This is a genomic window from Gilliamella sp. App4-10 (genome assembly GCF_001690495.1).
GTDB lineage: Bacteria > Pseudomonadota > Gammaproteobacteria > Enterobacterales > Orbaceae > Gilliamella > Gilliamella apicola_G.
The window spans coordinates 556,374-576,511 of record NZ_LZGS01000035.1; the positions used below are offsets into that span (position 1 = coordinate 556,374).

General features: G+C 33.7%; 23 protein-coding genes and 1 tRNA gene. 14 read left to right on the top strand and 10 right to left on the bottom strand.

Going from position 1 to position 20,138, the window contains the following annotated elements; translation table 11 throughout:
- The first annotated feature begins 22 nt into the window (after nucleotides 1–22).
- Nucleotides 23–1,033: a porphobilinogen synthase gene (hemB, locus tag A9G23_RS07590; RefSeq protein ID WP_065587011.1), complete on the top strand. Its 1,011-nt coding sequence runs from the start codon at nucleotides 23–25 to the stop codon at nucleotides 1,031–1,033.
- A 295-nt stretch (nucleotides 1,034–1,328) separates the two neighbouring features.
- Entirely contained in the window at nucleotides 1,329–2,105 is a 777-nt protein-coding gene (locus A9G23_RS07595) for a hypothetical protein (protein WP_065587012.1), read from the top strand.
- Between the two features lie 628 nt (nucleotides 2,106–2,733).
- On the opposite strand, the gene nudC is transcribed toward A9G23_RS07595, so the two are convergent.
- The 6 genes from nudC to epmB all read right to left on the bottom strand — a co-directional run bounded on the left by nudC (nucleotide 2,734) and on the right by epmB (nucleotide 7,272).
- Complete coding sequence (gene nudC / locus A9G23_RS07600) at nucleotides 2,734–3,537, bottom strand: NAD(+) diphosphatase (RefSeq protein ID WP_065587013.1); 804 nt, start codon at nucleotides 3,535–3,537, stop codon at nucleotides 2,734–2,736.
- 59 nt (nucleotides 3,538–3,596) lie between these two features.
- A complete protein-coding gene (gene yidC / locus A9G23_RS07605) occupies nucleotides 3,597–5,225 on the bottom strand; it encodes a membrane protein insertase YidC (RefSeq protein ID WP_065587014.1) in 1,629 nt (542 codons plus the stop codon).
- Nucleotides 5,225–5,467: a membrane protein insertion efficiency factor YidD gene (gene yidD / locus A9G23_RS07610; protein ID WP_065587015.1), complete on the bottom strand. Its 243-nt coding sequence runs from the start codon at nucleotides 5,465–5,467 to the stop codon at nucleotides 5,225–5,227. The genes yidC and yidD overlap by 1 nt, the downstream gene beginning before the upstream one ends.
- Nucleotides 5,468–5,514: 47 nt before the next feature.
- The gene (gene rnpA, locus A9G23_RS07615) at nucleotides 5,515–5,871 is read right to left on the bottom strand and encodes a ribonuclease P protein component (RefSeq protein WP_081296990.1); all 357 of its coding nucleotides are present in this window, start codon (nucleotides 5,869–5,871) and stop codon (nucleotides 5,515–5,517) included.
- Between the two features lie 11 nt (nucleotides 5,872–5,882).
- Complete coding sequence (gene rpmH / locus A9G23_RS07620) at nucleotides 5,883–6,023, bottom strand: 50S ribosomal protein L34 (protein ID WP_025314679.1); 141 nt, start codon at nucleotides 6,021–6,023, stop codon at nucleotides 5,883–5,885.
- A 220-nt stretch (nucleotides 6,024–6,243) separates the two neighbouring features.
- Nucleotides 6,244–7,272: an EF-P beta-lysylation protein EpmB gene (gene epmB, locus A9G23_RS07625; protein ID WP_065587017.1), complete on the bottom strand. Its 1,029-nt coding sequence runs from the start codon at nucleotides 7,270–7,272 to the stop codon at nucleotides 6,244–6,246.
- A gap of 33 nt (nucleotides 7,273–7,305) precedes the next feature.
- Here epmB and efp point away from each other — a divergent pair, with 33 nt between their 5' ends.
- Nucleotides 7,306–7,872: an elongation factor P gene (efp, locus tag A9G23_RS07630; protein WP_065587018.1), complete on the top strand. Its 567-nt coding sequence runs from the start codon at nucleotides 7,306–7,308 to the stop codon at nucleotides 7,870–7,872.
- A gap of 200 nt (nucleotides 7,873–8,072) precedes the next feature.
- On the opposite strand, the gene trmL is transcribed toward efp, so the two are convergent.
- The 4 genes from trmL to thiI form a co-directional block, all read right to left on the bottom strand.
- On the bottom strand, nucleotides 8,073–8,558 hold the full coding sequence (trmL, locus tag A9G23_RS07635; protein ID WP_065587019.1) for a tRNA (uridine(34)/cytosine(34)/5-carboxymethylaminomethyluridine(34)-2'-O)-methyltransferase TrmL: 486 nt from the start codon (nucleotides 8,556–8,558) through the stop codon (nucleotides 8,073–8,075).
- 22 nt (nucleotides 8,559–8,580) lie between these two features.
- Nucleotides 8,581–9,960 carry an envelope stress sensor histidine kinase CpxA gene (gene cpxA, locus A9G23_RS07640; protein WP_065587020.1) on the bottom strand — a complete coding sequence of 460 codons (1,380 nt, stop codon included), beginning with the start codon at nucleotides 9,958–9,960 and terminating at the stop codon, nucleotides 8,581–8,583.
- A 33-nt stretch (nucleotides 9,961–9,993) separates the two neighbouring features.
- A complete protein-coding gene (locus A9G23_RS07645) occupies nucleotides 9,994–10,716 on the bottom strand; it encodes a response regulator (protein WP_065587021.1) in 723 nt (240 codons plus the stop codon).
- Nucleotides 10,717–10,837: 121 nt separating this feature from the next.
- Nucleotides 10,838–12,286, bottom strand: coding sequence for a tRNA uracil 4-sulfurtransferase ThiI (gene thiI, locus A9G23_RS07650; RefSeq protein WP_065587022.1), 1,449 nt, complete (start codon nucleotides 12,284–12,286; stop codon nucleotides 10,838–10,840).
- Between the two features lie 352 nt (nucleotides 12,287–12,638).
- On the opposite strand from thiI, the gene secG reads away from it, so the two are divergent.
- The 11 genes from secG to A9G23_RS07700 all read left to right on the top strand — a co-directional run.
- Complete coding sequence (gene secG, locus A9G23_RS07655) at nucleotides 12,639–13,010, top strand: preprotein translocase subunit SecG (RefSeq protein ID WP_065587023.1); 372 nt, start codon at nucleotides 12,639–12,641, stop codon at nucleotides 13,008–13,010.
- A 7-nt stretch (nucleotides 13,011–13,017) separates the two neighbouring features.
- A tRNA-Leu gene (locus tag A9G23_RS07660) sits at nucleotides 13,018–13,103 on the top strand.
- Between the two features lie 184 nt (nucleotides 13,104–13,287).
- Nucleotides 13,288–14,538 carry an integrase domain-containing protein gene (locus A9G23_RS07665; RefSeq protein ID WP_065587024.1) on the top strand — a complete coding sequence of 417 codons (1,251 nt, stop codon included), beginning with the start codon at nucleotides 13,288–13,290 and terminating at the stop codon, nucleotides 14,536–14,538.
- 785 nt (nucleotides 14,539–15,323) lie between these two features.
- A complete protein-coding gene (locus A9G23_RS07670) occupies nucleotides 15,324–15,722 on the top strand; it encodes a terminase small subunit (protein WP_065587025.1) in 399 nt (132 codons plus the stop codon).
- A 267-nt stretch (nucleotides 15,723–15,989) separates the two neighbouring features.
- Nucleotides 15,990–16,157 (top strand): hypothetical protein, encoded by a 168-nt coding sequence (locus tag A9G23_RS11515; protein ID WP_176700607.1) that lies wholly within the window; start codon nucleotides 15,990–15,992, stop codon nucleotides 16,155–16,157.
- 265 nt (nucleotides 16,158–16,422) lie between these two features.
- Complete coding sequence (locus A9G23_RS07675) at nucleotides 16,423–17,499, top strand: type II toxin-antitoxin system RnlA family toxin (RefSeq protein WP_065587026.1); 1,077 nt, start codon at nucleotides 16,423–16,425, stop codon at nucleotides 17,497–17,499.
- Nucleotides 17,500–17,835, top strand: coding sequence for a type II toxin-antitoxin system RnlB family antitoxin (locus A9G23_RS07680; RefSeq protein ID WP_065587027.1), 336 nt, complete (start codon nucleotides 17,500–17,502; stop codon nucleotides 17,833–17,835).
- Between the two features lie 168 nt (nucleotides 17,836–18,003).
- Nucleotides 18,004–18,867 carry a DUF6387 family protein gene (locus A9G23_RS07685; protein WP_065587028.1) on the top strand — a complete coding sequence of 288 codons (864 nt, stop codon included), beginning with the start codon at nucleotides 18,004–18,006 and terminating at the stop codon, nucleotides 18,865–18,867.
- Between the two features lie 174 nt (nucleotides 18,868–19,041).
- The gene (locus A9G23_RS07690; RefSeq protein ID WP_065587029.1) at nucleotides 19,042–19,242 is read left to right on the top strand and encodes a helix-turn-helix transcriptional regulator; all 201 of its coding nucleotides are present in this window, start codon (nucleotides 19,042–19,044) and stop codon (nucleotides 19,240–19,242) included.
- Between the two features lie 164 nt (nucleotides 19,243–19,406).
- Nucleotides 19,407–19,664, top strand: coding sequence for a transposase (locus A9G23_RS07695; RefSeq protein WP_065586190.1), 258 nt, complete (start codon nucleotides 19,407–19,409; stop codon nucleotides 19,662–19,664).
- The coding region (locus A9G23_RS07700) for an IS3 family transposase (RefSeq protein WP_141674914.1) at nucleotides 19,664–20,138 on the top strand (475 nt) is incomplete at its 3' end. The genes A9G23_RS07695 and A9G23_RS07700, both read left to right, overlap by 1 nt.

A 20,138-nucleotide genomic window follows, 5' to 3' on the forward strand; every position in this document is an offset into this window, starting at 1 on the left:
AAAGAATACACAGGAGTTTTTCATGCTATCATTTACTGGTCAATACCCAACTCGTCGCTTACGCCGTAATCGCTCCCATGACTTTAGTCGTCGTATGGTTGCAGAACATAGCTTGACCGTCAATGACCTCATTTATCCAGCTTTCATTATTGAAGGAAATAATGTTACTGAACCCGTTACCTCAATGCCAAATGTAAACCGAATGAGTATTGATGTATTACTAAACGAAGCAGAACAAGTAGCTAAATTAGGGATTCCTGTTCTTGCATTATTTCCTGTTATTGAACCAGCAAAAAAATCACTACTTGCACAAGAAGCATATAATGAAACTGGATTAGTACCAAAAGCGATTCGAGCATTAAAAAAAGAATTCCCTGAACTAGGTATACTTACTGATGTCGCACTTGATCCTTATACCACACATGGGCAAGACGGCATTATTGATGAACAAGGGTACGTACAAAATGATCGCTCTATTGAAACGCTTGTTAAACAAGCGCTAATGCAAGCAGAAGCGGGGGTAGACATTATCGCACCAAGTGATATGATGGATGGTCGCATTGGCGAAATACGTAATGGACTAGAAAATCACGGTTTTGTTAACACCAAAATTATGGCTTATTCAGCCAAATATGCATCTTGTTTTTACGGTCCTTTTCGTGATGCTGTCGGCTCTGCCAAAAATATTAAAGGTGGCAATAAAAAAACTTATCAGCTCGATCCCGCTAACAGTGATGAAGCATTACAAGAAATTTATCAAGATTTAAGCGAAGGTGCAGATATGGTCATGGTTAAACCGGGTATGCCTTATCTTGATATAGTGCAAAGAGTCAAAGAAACTTTTGCTGTACCGACTTTTGCTTATCAAGTTTCTGGCGAATATGCCATGTTAACAGCGGCAATTGAAAATGGTTGGTTAGATAAAAAATCAGCCATTATGGAATCTTTGCTTTGCTTTAAACGCGCGGGAGCCGATGGAATATTAACCTATTTTGCTAAACAAGTCGCCGAATGGTTGCATCAACAAAAATAATATTTATTCATATAGACATTGCCGCTCTTTCCTAATTGGAAAGAGCATTATTCGCCGATTGATCATATTACAATCAGCAAATTGCATTAATAATCATACTATGTAGTAGCAATACATTTTTGTATCTTCTTAGTTCATCGAAGATACAAAAAATTAATAAATACAAACAGGTTAACACTCATACTAGGTCAAATGTTACTCTTCGCTAAAAAGCGTAAAAAAATTTCTGGATAGCTATATGTTTAAGTAAAAATTTGATAACATTTGCGGGGGATAAGCGATAATGGAATAAAAAATGATTTATGAACTCGTACCAACCGAATTATATGATGAATTGACAGCTTTTTATCATGATCTAGAGAAAATCACATCGCAACATACAGAATTTTGTCCATTTTGTAAAAAAACTAAATTTTACATAATTCGTTCAAAACCCACTAAAACATATCGTTGTAAAAATTGTCATAAATATTTTACCGTTTCAACTAATACACCCTTCAATCGTTTAATGCCCTATAATTGGTTAGAGATTATTTTTACTAACCGCATAAACAAGATGAGTTATCACGAAATTGCCAAAAAACTTGAAATTTCACACGAAAAGGTCATACGTCGAGATCGAGCTATTATTCATTATCTTCAAATCCATTACCCATCATTGCATAAGTGGTATACACATCAAAAGCAAGCCACATTAATTCCAACCTTGGCTCAACAATATAAAATTATTAAAGCTAAAGTGACAGACTTATTGAATGAACAAAGCCCAACTTGTATACACTGCGGATCCAACGAAACAACCAAAGTGGGTTCACGTACTTGTTACCGCTGTAAGCGTTGCCGGCATAGTTTTAATACTTTAAGCAACACCCATTTAAACCGTATACCAAAACCTGAATTATGGCTACAATTCATTGATCTACTTGTTTCTGGAGCTAATAATTTACAAATAGGAAAAACTCTTAACTTACACAATGATACTGTACGTAAATGGCGATCTGCTTGGTATTACATGATGAAAGATTGGCATTGCGATGCTCTTGCCATTTGGTGCAAAAATAAAAATCAATAAGGCAACAATGAACAACGATCAACAAATAATTTGTTAACTGAACATATTTCCAGATAACTGGATAAAAAAATTACTCTATAAATAACTTACTACAGTTACCAAGTGCAGTAATTAATAATTATTTTTTTATACTGAACCAAAGCTTTTACCGTTTAGTAAAATGATTAAACAGCAACATATTCAAGGGTCTTCAAATAAAATAATTTAATAAAATAAACAAATCTTTATTACTAATTACGATTTAGAAAGGTTATATCATGAAATTAGCTATGGCATGGACCTCACCAAAAATATTTATGATATTGCTTTTGTTTCATCCAAAAACTGTTTTGGCATAAAGAAAAATGGTAACGATTATAGACGCAAACTCAGAATTTTATGAGCAAGATCATATAGAACCCGTGTTATGTAATGCGAATAAGTAATTAGAAAAAACCATTATCAAAACCTTTAAATTAGCATCAAATGGTAACACCATCATTAATGATAAAAATTAATAAGAAATTGAACTACCTAATATGGGTACTTATTCGGATTATAATCAAAACTTCGATTAGACTAAAATGGTTTGTATTACAATAGGCAACGAGTAAAAAACCGCCAATCGAATAAGGACAGTTCAATATGATTAGTCATTTCCATATTCATCATATTCGCGACAAAGTATAATTGTATCTTCAATTAAACGTCTAGCAATAGTGCCATATTTAGGAATTTTAGGCAATTCTGTATAATGATACCAGTTTGCTTCGATGAGTTCGTTTTTGTCTACTACTATTTCACCGCTATCATAATCAGCTAAATAACCCATCATTAATGAATTTGGAAATGGCCAAGGTTGTGATCCTACATAACGAATATTCTTAATTTTTATTTTTGATTCTTCAAAAACTTCCCGTTCAACTGCTGTTTCCATTGTTTCACCAATTTCAGTGAAACCAGCTAAAATAGTATACAAGTTATCTTGATTATGCCTAACATGCTTTGCTAATAAAATTTTATTTTTGCGGCGAATAGCCACGATAATAGATGGTGAAATTTGTGGATAGTAACGCTCTTTACAATGGTCACACATACAACACCATTCTGTATTACTAATATACATCTCATGCCCACAATAACCACAATATTTATGGGAACGGTAAAACTCAGAAAGTTGAACTGCTCGACCAGCCATATTAAATAAGGATTGATCAGTCCTATCAAGTAATGGACGAATTGAACTCATCGAATTTTTCATTTCATAACAAATCAGCCAAGCCGTTAGCCCTTTCCATTCGCCTATTGGTTGAGCAAGTTTATTCGTAAAACCTAGCTCATCAGCACACCCGACAGGAACTTCACCATCAGGCAACCACAATCGACCATTAGCACTTACAAACCAGTAACCGATTTCATTACCAGTTAAATTAAATTGTTGCTGTATATTCATATAATTAACACCAAAATAAAAACGAAAAAGGAGGATTTTACTCCTCCTTTTAATCAATATTATTTCTTTTTCTTCTCGTGAAGTCCTTTTTTCTCAAGTTCCCAGTAGATAATACGTTGCTGAGCAATTGTGAATAAATTACTGACGATATAATATAGAACTAAACCCGATGGAAACCATAAGGAAAAAGCCGTAAAGATTAATGGCATATAAGTCATGAGTTTTTGTTGTAGTGGGTCGGTAACAGGTGTTGGTGACATTTTCTGAATTAAAAACATGCTAGCACCCATTAATAAAGGCAAAATATAATAAGGATCTTGCGATGATAAATCACAAATCCAGAGCGCAAATGGTGCATGACGTAGCTCAACAGAATTACCCAACATATAGAATAATGACAAAAAAATTGGCATTTGAATCATTAGTGGTAAGCATCCCCCTAATGGATGCACTTTTTCTTGCTTGTAAAGTGCCATTGTTTCCATACTCATTTTTTGTCTATCATCTCCATAACGTTCTTTCAGCGCTTGTAAACGTGGTTGCAATAGCTTCATTTTAGCCATTGAACGATACTGCGCGCGAGTTAATGGAAACAAAATACCACGAACAATAAACGTGATGACAATAATTGAGAAGCCCCAGTTACTAATAATATTTTGAATGAACTTCAACAAATAAAACAACGGTTGTGACAAAAACCATAACCAACCATAGTCGACAATTAAATCAAGATGGTTAGCCGTTTCCTTCAATTGGCTTTGAATTTCAGGACCTAACCACAGTTTTGCTCCAGTCGTGTATGTACTTCCAGCAGGAATAACAGCTGACTCGCCTTTAAAACCAATTGTTGCTTGAGAGTTATTAGCCGTTGTACGAGAATAAAATAGATTATTTTTATCCTGAGATGGTACCCATGCTGAAGCAAAATAGTGTTGTAACATCGCAACCCAGCCAGTGTGAGTTTCAACCGCCAAATCTTTATCTTTAATATCATCAAAACTATATTTACTATAATTGGTGCTAGAACTCGAGTAAGCAGCTCCACGGAATGCACTTTGCCCTAGTCCACTTCCCCCTTCGGTTGGTATATCATCAGGTAATTTAATGGTTTGTTTTAATTGACCATACATTGCAACATCAATAGCTGCACTACTTTGATTATTAATATCATACTGAACATCAATGGCATAATTACCACGGTGTAATATGTAATATTTAGTATAACTTACGCCATTAACTTGATAAGTGAGTGGAACACGCAATTCATCTTGCCCATCAGCTAAAACATATTCTAACTTTTCAGTTTGATATACTGGACGTTTTGAACCTTGAGTAGCATTATCTGGACCACCTTTACCTGTTAAACCACTTTCTGCAATATAAACATAATCAGGGCGTGAAGTTAATAATTGAAAAGGCGTACCTGAGTGAAGTGTTTGCTCATATTTTAACAATTTTGCGGCTTGCACATCACCACCATAAGTATTAATAGTGAGTGACAAAACATCTGATTTTACAGTAATTGTTTCACCCAATGCAGAGCCATCTGTTAAACTATCATCACCCATTTGTTGTGTCAACTGATTAGCTATTGGCGGTTTAGGTGCGTGATCTTCCTCCCACGCTTTCCAAATAAAAAAAGATACAAAAAGTAAAGCAATGACTAAAATATTACGTTGAGATCCCATTAGTGTTTTTCTCTATTGGTTTTAGTTTTTGGAGGAACAAAATCTTCTCCTCCTTCATGTAAAGGATGACATTTTAATACACGTTTAGCTGTTAGCCAACTACCTTTTATTAATCCAAAGCGCATTAATGCAATTGCTGCATATTGCGAACATGTCGGAGTAAATCGACATTTAGGACCAAACAAAGGGCTAATAAAACGTTGATAAACACGAATAAAAAAAACAAAAACATTAATTATCATATAGTTACATGCATAAACATGCTGTTTGATAATAAATATAAATTTATTTAAACCTCTTGCTTGGCTATGATTCGTTGGCATAATTTATTGAGTATTTCAACGATTTGTTGATTATCTAAGTCTATAACAGGCTGTTTAGCCATCAGAATAAAATCAATATTAGGAAGCTGATGTTGACGATGCCGAAAGTACTCTTTAGCCAGTCGCTTTATACGATTACGCTCATGGGCTCGTTTCACTTGTTTTTTAGCTACAGCAAAGCCCAACCGCATATGATTACAGTTATTTTTACGTGCAACTAACGTCAAAAATGGAGAGCCAGCCCGAATGGACTCTTGAAAGACCTGATTAAAATCAAAGGGAGTTAACAATCGCAACTCCCGAGGAAATGTGAACTTAATCACCCAACTTTAAATCAGCTAGCAACAGTTAAACGAACACGGCCTTTAGCACGACGGCGAGCAAGAACTTGACGACCGTTTTTAGTTGCCATACGAGCACGGAAGCCGTGAGTTCTATTGCGTTTTAATACTGATGGTTGAAATGTGCGTTTCATGACGATTTATATCCAAATCTAATTTATCAACAGGTTGCAGAGTTAAACTCCACAGCATTAATTAAAGAGGTCGGAATTATAGTGTCTATTTTATTTTCCGTCAATGAGATTTTAACAGATAAATTCTAATAAAAGTCGTTAACATCTAATTATGGCACAATTGAGTAAAACCGAATAAATAGCTTATAACATACGAATTTACACAACAAAAATAGATTAACTAATTAGCCAAAGCAAGTACACGCTTACTTTTTTCCCCCCCCACTTCACGCGCTAATTTAGGCACTAAATAACCCGATACTTGCTCAGCAAGTTGTTTCATTATTATTTTCGCAGAATCATCATCAACTAAAAAATGAGCAGCCCCTTGCACTTTGTCTAACAAATGGATGTAATAAGGTAAAATCCCAATATTAAAAAGCTTATCACTTAACTGAGCCAAAACATCGGCATTATCATTAATATTTTTCAACAATACGCTTTGATTTAATACTGTCACGCTATTTTGTTTTAAAAGCTGAATCGCACCAGCAACATCATTATCAATCTCATTGGGGTGATTGATGTGAGTAACCACTATAATTTGCAATCTACTTTCAATAAACAGGCGACAAAGTTCAGACGTTACTCGTGAAGGAATGACAACCGCCAAACGAGTATGAATTCGTAACCTCTTGATATGATGAATTTTCTCTAATGCATTAATCAAAAAAGCCATTTCATGATCTTTGGCCATTAACGGATCACCACCTGATAAAATAATTTCATTGAGTTCTGAATGATTAGCAATATATTCAAGCGCAATACCAAGATTCTTTTTATTACCTTGATTATCATGATAAGGAAAATGCCGCCTAAAACAGTAACGGCAGTTAATTGCACACGCCGTTTTAGTGATCAACAATGCACGATTGTAATATTTGTGCAATAACCCAGCAATAGCATTATCTTGCTCTTGTAATGGGTCATTACTGTACCCATCAACTTTTAATAATTCGTTATCATTACAAAGCACCTGTAGCAAAAGTGGGTCATTACTATCACCCTTTTTCATTCGGTTAATAAAAGCCCTAGGAACCCGAAGTGGAAACTGTTTTTTCGCCAGTTGCATAGGAGTTGAGATGGTGTCAGGATCTAGACCTAAATAGGAATATAAAACGTTGATATCTGTCACAACATTAGCAAGATCAACAATCCATCTATCTTTATTATTTGGTAGTTCAATTTTTTGCTGTATAATATGGCTCATTTTTTGTAATTCAGAATTTTAGTTGGAGCTTTTATGGCATCTTATAGTACTAATGAGTTTAAAGCTGGTCTTAAAATAATGCAAGATGGTGAACCGTGTGTAATTGTTGAAAATGAATTTTATAAACCGGGTAAAGGACAATCCATCAATCGTGTAAAAATTAAAAAATTACTTTCAGGTAAAACTATCGATAAAACATTCAAATCAGGCGAATCGGTCGAAGTAGCTGACGTTGTTGATATGAATTTAACTTACCTTTACACCGATGATGAGTCTTGGCACTTTATGAATAACAATACGTTTGAACAACTTTCGGCTGACTCTAAAACGGTTGGCGACAATGCAAAATGGTTGGTTGATCAAGCTGAATGTATTTTAACATTATGGAACGGACAACCGATTGCTGTAACGCCACCAAACTTTGTTGAACTTGAAGTTATCGAAACTGATCCAGGTTTAAAAGGCGACACAGCAGGAACTGGTGGCAAACCAGCAACTTTATCAACTGGCGCGGTAGTTCGTGTACCTTTATTCATACAAGTTGGTGAAATCCTTAAAATAGATACGCGCTCAGGCGAATACGTTTCGCGCGTTAAATAATTATATTCATTAAAATAACTGTTTGACTTTAAGCTTATAATATTAAGCACTGATAGAAAGAGGTTAACTTAACCTCTTCTTTATCTTTTACTAATTTTGTGTTTTTAAGCTACAAAAGCGTTTCTAGCAATTATAACGTACAGGTATATTTTATATTAAAAAGCGGTAATGTATAATTGCGCAATTATTATACAATTAAATTACTTTATTCCAAAATAATTTAATTGTCTCCATGATTCATAAACCACAACGGCTACAGCGTTAGATAAATTCATACTACGGCTTGTTGCTAGCATGGGAATGCGTATTTTTTTATCTTGAGGTAATGCATCAAGTATAGTTTTAGGTAATCCTCGAGTTTCTGGTCCAAACATTAAAAAGTCATTTTGCTGGTAATTGGCTTCACTATGTGGCTTTTGCCCTTTTGTGGTTAAGGCATAAACTTGTGTTGACAAGTCTATTTGATTGATATCTAAAAAATGGTTAAGATTTTTATAACGTTTTACATCAACAAATTCTTGATAATCAAGCCCTGCCCGTCTTAACTTTTTGTCATCCCAAAAGAAGCCCATTGGTTCAATGATATGCAAGTTAAAACCAGTGTTAGCACATAGACGAATAATATTACCGGTATTAGCAGGAATTTCGGGTTCAAATAAGACGATGTTTAAGGCAGAATTTGACACAAATTTTCTCTTTCATTATTTATTAATGTTTATGAATTGGCAATACTATCACAATTCTAAGTCCGCCAAGATGACTTTTTTCAGCTTTTACGGTTCCATGATCGCGTATGATGGCATTAGCCACAATAGCGAGTCCTAATCCTGTTCCTCCTGATTTGCGATCTCGAGCTTCACTTGTGCGATAAAATGGCCTAAAAATTTTCTCTAGTTCACTTTCTGCAACACCTGGGCCATCATCATCTATTGTAATTGTGATCTTTTGTTGTTGAGCAATAAAATTAACTACAATCTCTTTGTTACAATAACAAAACGCATTTCGTATAACGTTTTCAAGTGCACTACATAAAGCAATGGGATAGCATAAAATAATGTGATTAGTTGGAAGATTGGTAACGGTAAAATTTTTGCTGATTTGTTCTGCTTCAAAAGTGGCATTATCAAGCACTTGTTTAAACAACTTATTAATTTTATTAAATTCGCGAATTTCATTATTGTCATATTGCTGCCTTGCCAATGACAATAAATCACCAATCATAGAATCTAGCTTTATTGCTTCATTATGAATGCGCATAACTTCACTGCTTTCACCCTGTTTTCGTCGCAATAAAGATGTCGCTAACTGCAAACGTGTCAAAGGAGTACGTAATTCATGGGAAATATCGGAAAATAAACGCTGCTGTACCTCTTGCATTCGTTTTAGCTCCCTAAGCATATGGTTAAAGCTAGTACCTGTTGCTTTATATTCAGACGATCCTATTTGCTCAAGCTCTGGCCATTCTTGTAAATTGCCTTTGGCAACCTGATCCGCCGCTTGTTTTAAACCCCGCGCTGGTTTTGCAATACTCCAAGATAACCAAAGTAAAAAAGGAGAACTTATTAGCATGGTCAAAGTTAATAATAAAAAAGGATGATCAAATATAAAGTTAACAAATTGGGATTGTATGTCTGTAGCTTGTTGTAAGATATACAATTGATATTCGGCATTAGCATATTGGACTAAAAAAGGCCCTATAATCTCTTGAGAATCATAGATCTTTTTTGCAGGATCATCTACATTATGAGATTTTTCACTAAAGTTTTTTACTAAATCAATATTTTTAGTTTCAGCGGTGATAATTTGCTCATTCGGAGTAACAATAAATAATGATTGACCCGATTTTTGGTGGCTATCCATTATAACAATAAAACGCATCCACCATCGAAAACTATCTTTAGGTACATTAACAAGATCATTTTCGATCTGATGAGCAAGCACATTACCGGCTTCTTTGTCTTTATTTGCTAAATAGGTTAAGTTTCGAGAATCTAAACTTGGTAACACCATAATTAACATTAAGAAAAAACCTATGGTCAGTAAAAATATAGTGAAAATTCTGATGGTTAGTCTATCAATAAGCCACATTTTATGTTATCTGATCTTCATTTATATGTTATTCTAATCTTGTAGCAAATCATCATTGTGATCAATTACAAATAGATAACCTTTTGAACGTAATGTTTTAATCCAAGGTAAACCGTCGCTCCTAGGAGGAAGCTTTTTCCGTAAATTCGATACATGAACATCAATCGATCTCGCAAGAGGGATAAATTCTTTACCTAAAACAGTTTCACTTAAAGTATCGCGCGAAATTATTTTACCCGCATTATCAAGCAGTTTGAGCAATACTTGAAACTCAGTACCTGTTAATTCAATGTATTTATTATCAAAAGATACAGACTGCTGTTTTCGATTTACATTCAGCTTATCAATAGTATATTGAATCGGTTTATCAGCACCATCATTTACAGCATTATCCCAACGGGTTCTACGCAAAAGCGCATTAATTCGTGCGATAAGTTCTCTGTCATTAAAAGGTTTTAAAATGTAATCATCAGCGCCTAGTTCAAGCCCAATAACTTTATCGTATTCGTTATCTCTAGCCGTTAAAAAAATTACAGGGACAGTAAATTTACCTCTGAGTTGAGATAATACACTAAGCCCATTCATTTCAGGCATCATAATATCGAGCAGAATGAGATCTATAGTACTGTCAAACTTCTCTAACGCTTGAACACCATTATTAGCTATTTCAACTCGAAATCCTTCCAATTCTAGTAGTTCACGTAATAACGATGCAATCTCTGGATCATCATCAACTATAAGCAATTTACTACTCATTACAGTCCTCTTTATACCATTCCATTCATTTTTGATATTTTATCTTAATAACAAATATAGATTATATTTAAAAAGTCATTATATATGTAAAAAAGCTTAATATAGTAAATTATTATTAGTTTTATGTAGTAAATATTTTTACGTTATTAAATCCTTGGTCAATTAAATAAAGTGCTTGTAACTTACTCATAACACCATGCTCACAATATAGTAAATATTGCTTTGATTGATCCAAATCTCCAAACTGTGTAGCGAGTTTATAAAATGGAATATGCTTGATTTCCATATCGTTCAATTCCAATGGATTATCTTCCTGCTCATCTGGAGAACGAATATCAATCACTACGTAATCTGCACTCAGTGTTGTGACAGTTTCGACTTGAGTGATCTTTGTATCAGCTTGTTTGGCAATTTCACGAATATCAATATTTTCTGCTTCGTCAACGGCTTTATCTAAAATCGTGAAATCAAAATTTAATTCTTCTGCTTCAATTTTTTCTTTTACAGCTTTTACCGTTGGGCTTTTGGATATCACACCACAAAATTCTGGCATTGTTTTAGCAATATCTTCAGTCCCAATTTGGCGTGCAATATTGATAATTGTTTCTTTATCATGCGTGATAAGAGGACGTAAAATTAATGTATCACTGGCATTATCAATTAGCCGTAAGTTAGTCAGTGTTTGACTCGATACTTGACCTAATGCTTCTCCGGTTACAAGTGCTTCTACTTTATAACGTTGCGCAATTTTTGATGCAGCTCGAATCATCATCCGTTTTAGGATAACTCCCATTTGACCATCATCAATTTTTTCAAGAATCTCGCCAACAACCTGAGAAAAATCAATGGCAATAAAACGTACTTTATGTGAGCTACCAAATCGCTCCCATAAATAATGGGCCATCTGTTTAACGCCGATCTCGTGAGTTTTTCCACCAAGATTAAAGAAACAATAATGCACTCGGCTTCCTCGTCGTATTAACATATAACTTGACACGCCAGAATCAAAACCACCAGATATAAGCGAAAGAACATCTTCTTGCGTACCAGTTGGAAAACCGCCAATGCCTGTATGTCGACTCTTCACAAGTAGTAACTTATCTTTGTCGATCTCGAGATTAATCGTGATTTCTGGGTGATTTAATTTAACCTTAGCCGAAGACACATGTTGATTAAGCCCACCACCAACATAGCGTTCAACATCAATTGATGTAAATTCATGTTTACCACGACGTTTTACACGTACACAAAATGTTTTGTTTTCAATTAACGGAGCATAATAATCTAATGCTTTTTCAAAAATATCATGCATATCAACAAAAGTAATTTCATCAACAGCTAAAATATGATGAATACCAGGAATTCGTGTTAATAACTCAAGTATTTGAGCTTCACTATTTTCAGCTTTTGAGCGAACTTCAATAAAATCCCAATGACGGATAACCGCAACATTTTCAATATGGTACTTTAAAATATTACGAATATTACTCGTTAGTATTTTAATAAAACGTAAACGAACAGAATCACTTTTGATAGTTATTTCTGGAAAGAGCTTAACAATAAATTTCATAAAATCAATGTGAACTTTAATACAAATGCATCATTATACTTGTTTTCCCCAAAAACTGACAATTGATTATGAGAAATATATCTAATGACTATTTCAACTAACTTAATTAAATTTTACCAAATTAAAAATCATAATTAATTTATTGAAATAAAATTAGTGGTATACCAATAATATACTCCTTAACAAAGGTAAATCATCAACACATGAAATACGTGTTCTTGCTAATTAAAAAGTATAAATGCTCAAAATATACCAACTATATCTGAAATTTTACTTGCTTGTTGGGCTGTCTTTCGCTAATATTTCACATCAATAAATTCTGTTATATAACATAAAAAATTGACAGGTTGAAATGTACGAATTTTTAATTATAAGTTATTTAATTATTGCGGTTATAATAGTTGCATTAGTTTTAATACAACGAGGTAAAGGTGCTGACATGGGCTCGTCTTTTGGTGCAGGTGCATCCGCAACTTTGTTTGGTTCGTCAGGCAGTGGGAATTTTTTAACTCGTTCTACGACTTTATTAGGCGTTTTGTTTTTTGTAATAAGCATTTTACTGTCGAATTTAGGTAGTAAACCACATACAAATTTAACTAGCGAATTTGACAACATTGAAGATAGTGTACCAGCAACACAGCTAAATAAAGGCAATACAGAGTCTACAACGGCTCCTGCAAGTCAACCTATACAACAAAATTCAACATCAGATATTCCTGAATAAAAACGGCGCCGTGGTGGTGAAATTGGTAGACACGCTATCTTGAGGGGGTAGTGCTCTAAGAGCATGCGGGTTCAAGTCCCGCCCACGGCACCAAATCAATAAACAGTAACATTCTTTTAAAACCAACAAAGCACACCAAACCCAGTAATAACAAGCTTTAAAGTCTATTTTATTGCCCATTAAGTATCAGTAAGGTACATTTACAACCAAAAATAATGGGGGTATATTTGGGGGTATAATTAAATACCCTATTATTGCGTACCCCCAAAGGTGAAAAATGGCTGTAAAAACTACTCCCTTAACTGACACACAAATAAAAGCATTAAAAGCCACTAGTAAGGATAAAAAGTATTTTGATGGTGGAGGTCTTTTTTTGTTAGTTAAACCGACAGGGGTTAAATTATGGCGATTTAAATATAAAAAGCCAATATCACATAAAGAGACATTATTATCTTTCGGTAAATACCCAGAAACATCGCTACAACAAGCGCGAAAACAACGAGATGAAGCGCGAGAATTAATAAAGCAAGGGATAGATCCACAACATCACAAAGCGGAACAAGAACAACGTAAGCAAGAAGCTTGTAATAATACCTTTTACGCTATGGCTGAGAAATGGTTCAAATTCAAAACAGAACAAGGTTTAGAAGAACAAACACTCAAAAAGGCTTGGCGTTCATTAGAAAATCATGTTTTCCCTTATATAAAAGATATTCCAATAAACCAAGTAACAGCTATCAAAGCAATTAACGCATTACAGCCATTAAATAACAATAATAAATACGAAACAGTAAAAAGAGTTTGTCGGCGAATTAATGAAATAATGTATTATGCTGTCAATATGGGAATTATCGATAATAACCCTCTAGCTAAAATCACCGACGTATTTAATAGCCCGAAAGTAAAAAATCAGCCAACTATTCCCCCTACTGAGTTACCGCAGTTCATGCAAGCTTTAGCTATGGCAAAGATTAAATTACAAACCAGATGCGTGATTGAATGGCAGTTATTAACATTAACGCGACCAAGTGAAGCCGTTGGGGCTAAGTGGGAAGAAATTAATCTAGATAAAAAATTATGGAGTATTCCTGCCGAACGCATGAAAATGGATAGACCACACAATATACCTTTATCACCGCAGGCAATAAAAATACTTGAGATAATGAAATCTATTAATCATAAAAGTGAGTTTGTTTTCCCAACAGCAAGACCGCCTTATAACAAGCCAATGAGTAGCCAAACCGCTAACATGGCAATAAAGCGCATGGGATACAAAGATAAGTTAGTTGCGCATGGATTAAGAGCTTTAGCTAGTACCGCTTTAAACGAACAAGGCTTTAATTATGATGTCATTGAAAGCGCGTTATCGCATGTAGATAAAAACGCAGTAAGGCGAGCCTACAACAAAGCAGAATATGAACATCAAAAGCGTATTATGCTTGACTGGTGGGGTGACTTTGTCGAGCAAGCAAGCCAAGGAAATGTCTCACTATCAGGTAACCGCAATTTAAAGCTAGTTAATCATTAACCATATCGCGCTATTCATACCGTGCCCCGTATTTGGGTTACGATAAAACCGTAACTCAAATTTGAGTTACTCACTTCAATAACTTCATATTAAACCACTCCTCATATCTGAGGGGTGCTTTTTCAAATGTCATCCTTTACCTATGCCAATGATTAGGTTGTTTTTATACTTACCTCCCCATAATCTTAAACTTTTAATATAAAGTGTTCACTACTATTCACCAATCTAATATTAATTTATATATATCAATATATTATATACTTATTATATATTTTTTTTGGTGTTCACTAGTATTCACTACTGTTCACTACTATACACATTATTAAAATAATCTTGATCCTGTAATTAACCAATTGAAATATAAATATATTTATATAACGTTATTATTTTATTAAAATAAAATAATTATTAATCATAATGTTAAGTTAAAGTGATTTTAAGGTTGATCCAGGGCTATTATTGGAGGAAAAGACTAAATGTTCTATGGTGATTTTCACCATTCAGGTATTAAATTCGCAATCAGCTAAAAAGTCAGCAGGTTTATTACATTGGTTCGAGATAGCTATTCATGGTTACCCATTTAGTAATAGCAGTCAAAAAAATTATTTCAATTCGCGGTTTTGCATAAAAAGCAGGATGGGCGGTTTAGAACGTATAAGGTCGTAGGAATTTACTCCCCCCTCCTCTTGGTTGGTTTAGTGAATTTTTGGACACGTTAGAAAGCAATCTAATAATTCGCCTTATTGGATTATAATAGCCTTATTATTAGTAAGTTAGGTGGTAATATGGCAGGGCGAAAATCAAAGATAAAGGACATGTTAAAACTAGGGCAAGAGTATTTGCATAAACAGGGCTATATCAAAAATGGCGAAATCATTCCCTCTATGGCTGGACTGGCTTTATATGCTAACTGTTCAAGGTCAAGTTTATATAATTATGCGAGTTCAAGCGAAGAATTTAAGGACATGTTAGAACTTATCAAAGCACGCCAAGAAGTCGAGTTAATTAATAAAGGCTTAAAGGGTGAGTTTAACGCGAGTATTGCTAAATTGATGCTTGCTAATCATGGTTATTCTGAAAAGCAGACATTAGATCATCAATCTATGGGTAGTAGCATTATAGCCAAATCCAAACCAATGCGCATAGAACTAGTATCGCCACCACCAAAGGATTTAACCGCCTGACAAGCAAAGAGCATAAAAATGTTTTACGAGTAATTAGAGGCTTGTTATCCGCTCAAGTTTTAGACGCTCAAATTGAGCCGCTTCCTATAGAATTTAAATATCCGAAAATCCATTTAATATAGGTATCCAAACAAGTATCCAGTAAAAAGGTATTTAATAAATGGATACCAATTTAATCATAAAAGGCAGTTAACAAGTTAGCGCACTCCAAGAACGTACTTAATAGATACGTACTAACAATAGTTATATATCTTTGGTTTAGCTAATGTGAAACCTGATGAATTGGTACGCACTAAAGAGGTACGCACGGAAAATATACTTAACGAACAGCAACTAATAGCAGAAGATAAAGATGATCCAAATTTGGATGATAAAATAAGACAAGCAGTTATCTTCATAATAAAGACAGCTATAATTGTATCTTTAGCATTTTGATTTAAAACAAGCTAATTAATCTGTATTGAAAATATTTACTGGCATAATGCTAGTGATTATATTGATAGATTAATACCTAGATTGGTTAAGAAATGATTAGAATGAATGTTTTTTATGTGTGCGCAAAAAAATTTAATTAGTTGCGTTCATTTATGTTCAGTTATATATTGTTAATTCCATTGACATCTAAAACAAACTGAAATATTATCCGTCCCCATTTTTTATACTAATTAGGTATCGTAAATTATTCATTGTGAGAATGATCATGAATGAAAGAAACTATAAAAATTTACTTTTAGATAGAACTAATTTGCGGCAAAGTATTACTAATTATCTTCAGGATAATGGATTTAATTTGCATAAAGATGAAGAAGATAATTCTAAATGGCGCTTAGAGTTTTCTCGTCCAAACGAAAATACTTGTTTAATCAATATATTTTTTAATAATAACGGAACTTCAACGATTCAGTATAAACAAGGTCAGAATCAAATAGTTGGTAAGGATTTTGCGGATTATTTGTATGACACTATTAATCCTAATGAGTTAAGAAATGTTGATATGACATTGTGCAATATTATGCACAATGATTTTGATGTGATTTTAGAAACTTTAAAATCCGAGTTTGATGATATTGTTATTAATATCACGCCAAGAGGGCATGATCTTCTTATTCAAATTAAATCTGACTATTATAAGGATTATATAACGTTAATTCATTACAATAATAGAAAACTTCAAATTCAAGGAAAACCTCTAACTTGTTATAAAAGATTAATTTATTATATATCTGATTTGTTAGATCTTTCAGGAATCGAATCTGTATTAATGAAGTCTGACTCCTCGCGGGCGGAAGTGTTAAATTTAGGAATGGCTGAGTTTCATTTAAAAAATCAGTTAGGTGAGGATATTTTTGAGCAATTTAATCACAGTATAAAGTCGTTGTTATTATCTAGTTTTTGTGTCAAATTTTCATCACCCAAGCTTCCTGATTATTGTATGTTACTTTATCCCGAATTCAGAGCATTAGAAGGAATGTTAAAGCAGAAATTGCTTGAGTATGGGCTCATTGCAAGTCAGTGTGAGGGTATTGATTCTTTTGGGGGATTCTTTGTTAAAAAAACGCCAAAGGAGAGTTTCTCCATAAAACAAGAATATCAACAAAAAATACCATGTAAGGATATGCAAAAGAGACTATGTGATGCTTTTGAGTTTTTTAACAAACATAGAAATAGATTATTCCATATGAATGAACATGTTGATTCAAGTAGAATGATAAGTGATATAAACGAAATGAATAGAATTAGTAATATTATATACTCGCACTTAAAGAACTTAATATAAATGTTTGATATAAATTATTCATTATTAAATAGCAATGACATCATTGTTATTACAGCACTTAACCATGAATCACCTTTAGATAATTTAAAGGATGTGGTTGCTCGTCTAAAAGAATGTAAAATCAAAAATAAACCAGTTTTAGTTATTTTTGATTTGTTGTGTTCTAATGGTAATGAATGGAATAGATTCGTTTCTCTACGATTTGATGGCACAAAATTTATGCACCAATCTTTTAATGTGTTATCTAATGATGATGTGATGCCTAATATTATTGACACTCAGCAATCGTATTTCACTCAACACCCTGAAATTATTAAATCCTCAGTTTTGAATTAGTCGCTTCATATTGGTTTCAAATACCCCAAAACCCATTCCATGTATATAATTACAGTGCTATAATGTACCTAACTGTATATTACTGTATTATTTGCGTCTAGGCTGATCCCCGAACATTCGCAACCCTAGCGAACTGGCGCAAATATCTATTAGGGGCGTGAGGGGCGTATGGAAAGAAAACCTGAGTATTGTCCAAGTTGGTTTAATATAGAAAATTATAGTATTTGTGATTCTTTTAGCAGATATTCATGGGAATATTCTATATTTTTAAGACAATTGTTAATTAATGTAATAAGTCTTAAAGATAGAACAAAAAAAAATGGGAAAAAACAGCTCGCAAATCAACTTCTAATAAACCGACTTATTGAAATATCATCACCTGAAATATTATTAGAAGCTAGTACTATGAAAAGTGAAGAGTCTATTCCTTCTTTTTTGGAAAAAGAAAAATCAATTTCAGATCTATCTTATTGTGATTTGTTGACTATATATGAAAATCTACAATATCAGGAAAATAAATCATTCGATTATATGAAAGATATAATAAAACATAGAGATAAATGTCATGAAATGTTTAAGGAAGAAGATAAAAAGCTAGGCATATCTGATGCTCATGCCTATTGGATTAATTATTTTGATGAAGATTTTTATCCTAATGACTGGAGTGTTTTTGATAATATTCCACAATATGAAGAAGATGACGCACATATAAGAGTTAACTTAAGGAATAATGATGAGGACATAATAAACTCATTTAAAGAATGGTTGCAAAATACTCGACAAAAAACAGATATTATAAGATCTAACCGAATTAGTGATAAAGAATTAACTAAACTGTCACAATTTAAAACTCTGGCTTATATAGATCTATTTTTATGGATGAAAATAACAGATATAAAATTAACACAATATCAAATAGCAAATTTATTATATCCTAATGAGTTTGATATAGATATTAAGGAGCGTTTAAAAGCTTGTACCATTCCTAGAGCAACAATGGTACTTAATTCTAGCAGAAGAATATTTAGTTAAAAAGGGACAAAAATTTAAATATTCCATCCCTATGCATTATTATGGATAATTAATACTAATATGTTAATTATTCATAACCACCCAGTAGGAAAAATATCTAATTATCATCTCTCGAATAGTTATATTTACAGTTATATCCTATATCTATCTTTTAGATACAGGAGAATATAACGAATGGCCAATCAAATCCTATCCAAAAAAGAAGTAAAAGCTTTACTACATTTCAAATCCGACACTAGCCTTTATACGCTAGAACGGAAAGATGAAACCTTTCCCCAAAAAATCAGAATTGGCTTGCGCCGTGTTGGCTATCGAGCTGATGAGATTTACTCTTGGCTTGAATCTCGCAGAGTAGAACGTCGCGAGGTAGCATAATGGTGATAAAACAAAACCCTCTATATCGTGAAATAATCGAGGGCTTGCATTGGAATCTTGACGCTTCCAATCATAGCCAATCTGATTATAATGTAACTATCCCCTAAAATAGTACAGCAAAAAAGTAGAAAATTCTCTATGATACAAGTAAAGGGGATTTAATTATGAAAAAAATGACTGAACATCAAATCGTCGCTATTTTAAAAGAAGCTGAAGCAGGTATTCCTGTCAAGGAACTCTGCCGTAAATATGGCATGGGGAATTCAACTTTCTATAAATGGCGAGATAAATACGGTGGTATGGAAACCTCGGATATCAAACGTTTAAAGGAGCTGGAGGCCGAAAACCGTAAACTTAAACAGATGTTTGCTGAGCTCAGTTTAAAATCTCAGCTTCAGGAAGAAATCATAAAAAAGCTTTAGTGCCAACTGGGGCACGTAAAACGTGGGCACAGCAACTACAACAAAATCATTTGGTTACTATTGCTATGAGTTGTGCCATTGTTGGCTTAAGTCGTTGTGCTTACTATTATCAACCTAAGTTACAGGATGATTCGGTGATTGTTTCGGTATTGAATGCTATCACAGACCGGCATTTACGCTGGGGCTTTCCTAAATGCTTTAATCGTATCAGAAAGCTCGGCTATAAATGGAATCATAAACGGGTATATCGGGTGTATTGTGAATTAAAGCTTAATCTCAGGGTAAAGCGTAAAAAACGTATTCCTCCACGAAGCCCAGAAAGGCTATTGGTTCCTAATAAACAAGGTGAATGTTGGTCAATGGATTTTATGAGTGACAGTAGCTGTAATCAACGTCGCTTTAGGACATTCAATGTCATTGATGACTTTAATCGTGAGGCGTTAGGTATTGATATTGCAGTAAGCTTACCGGCAG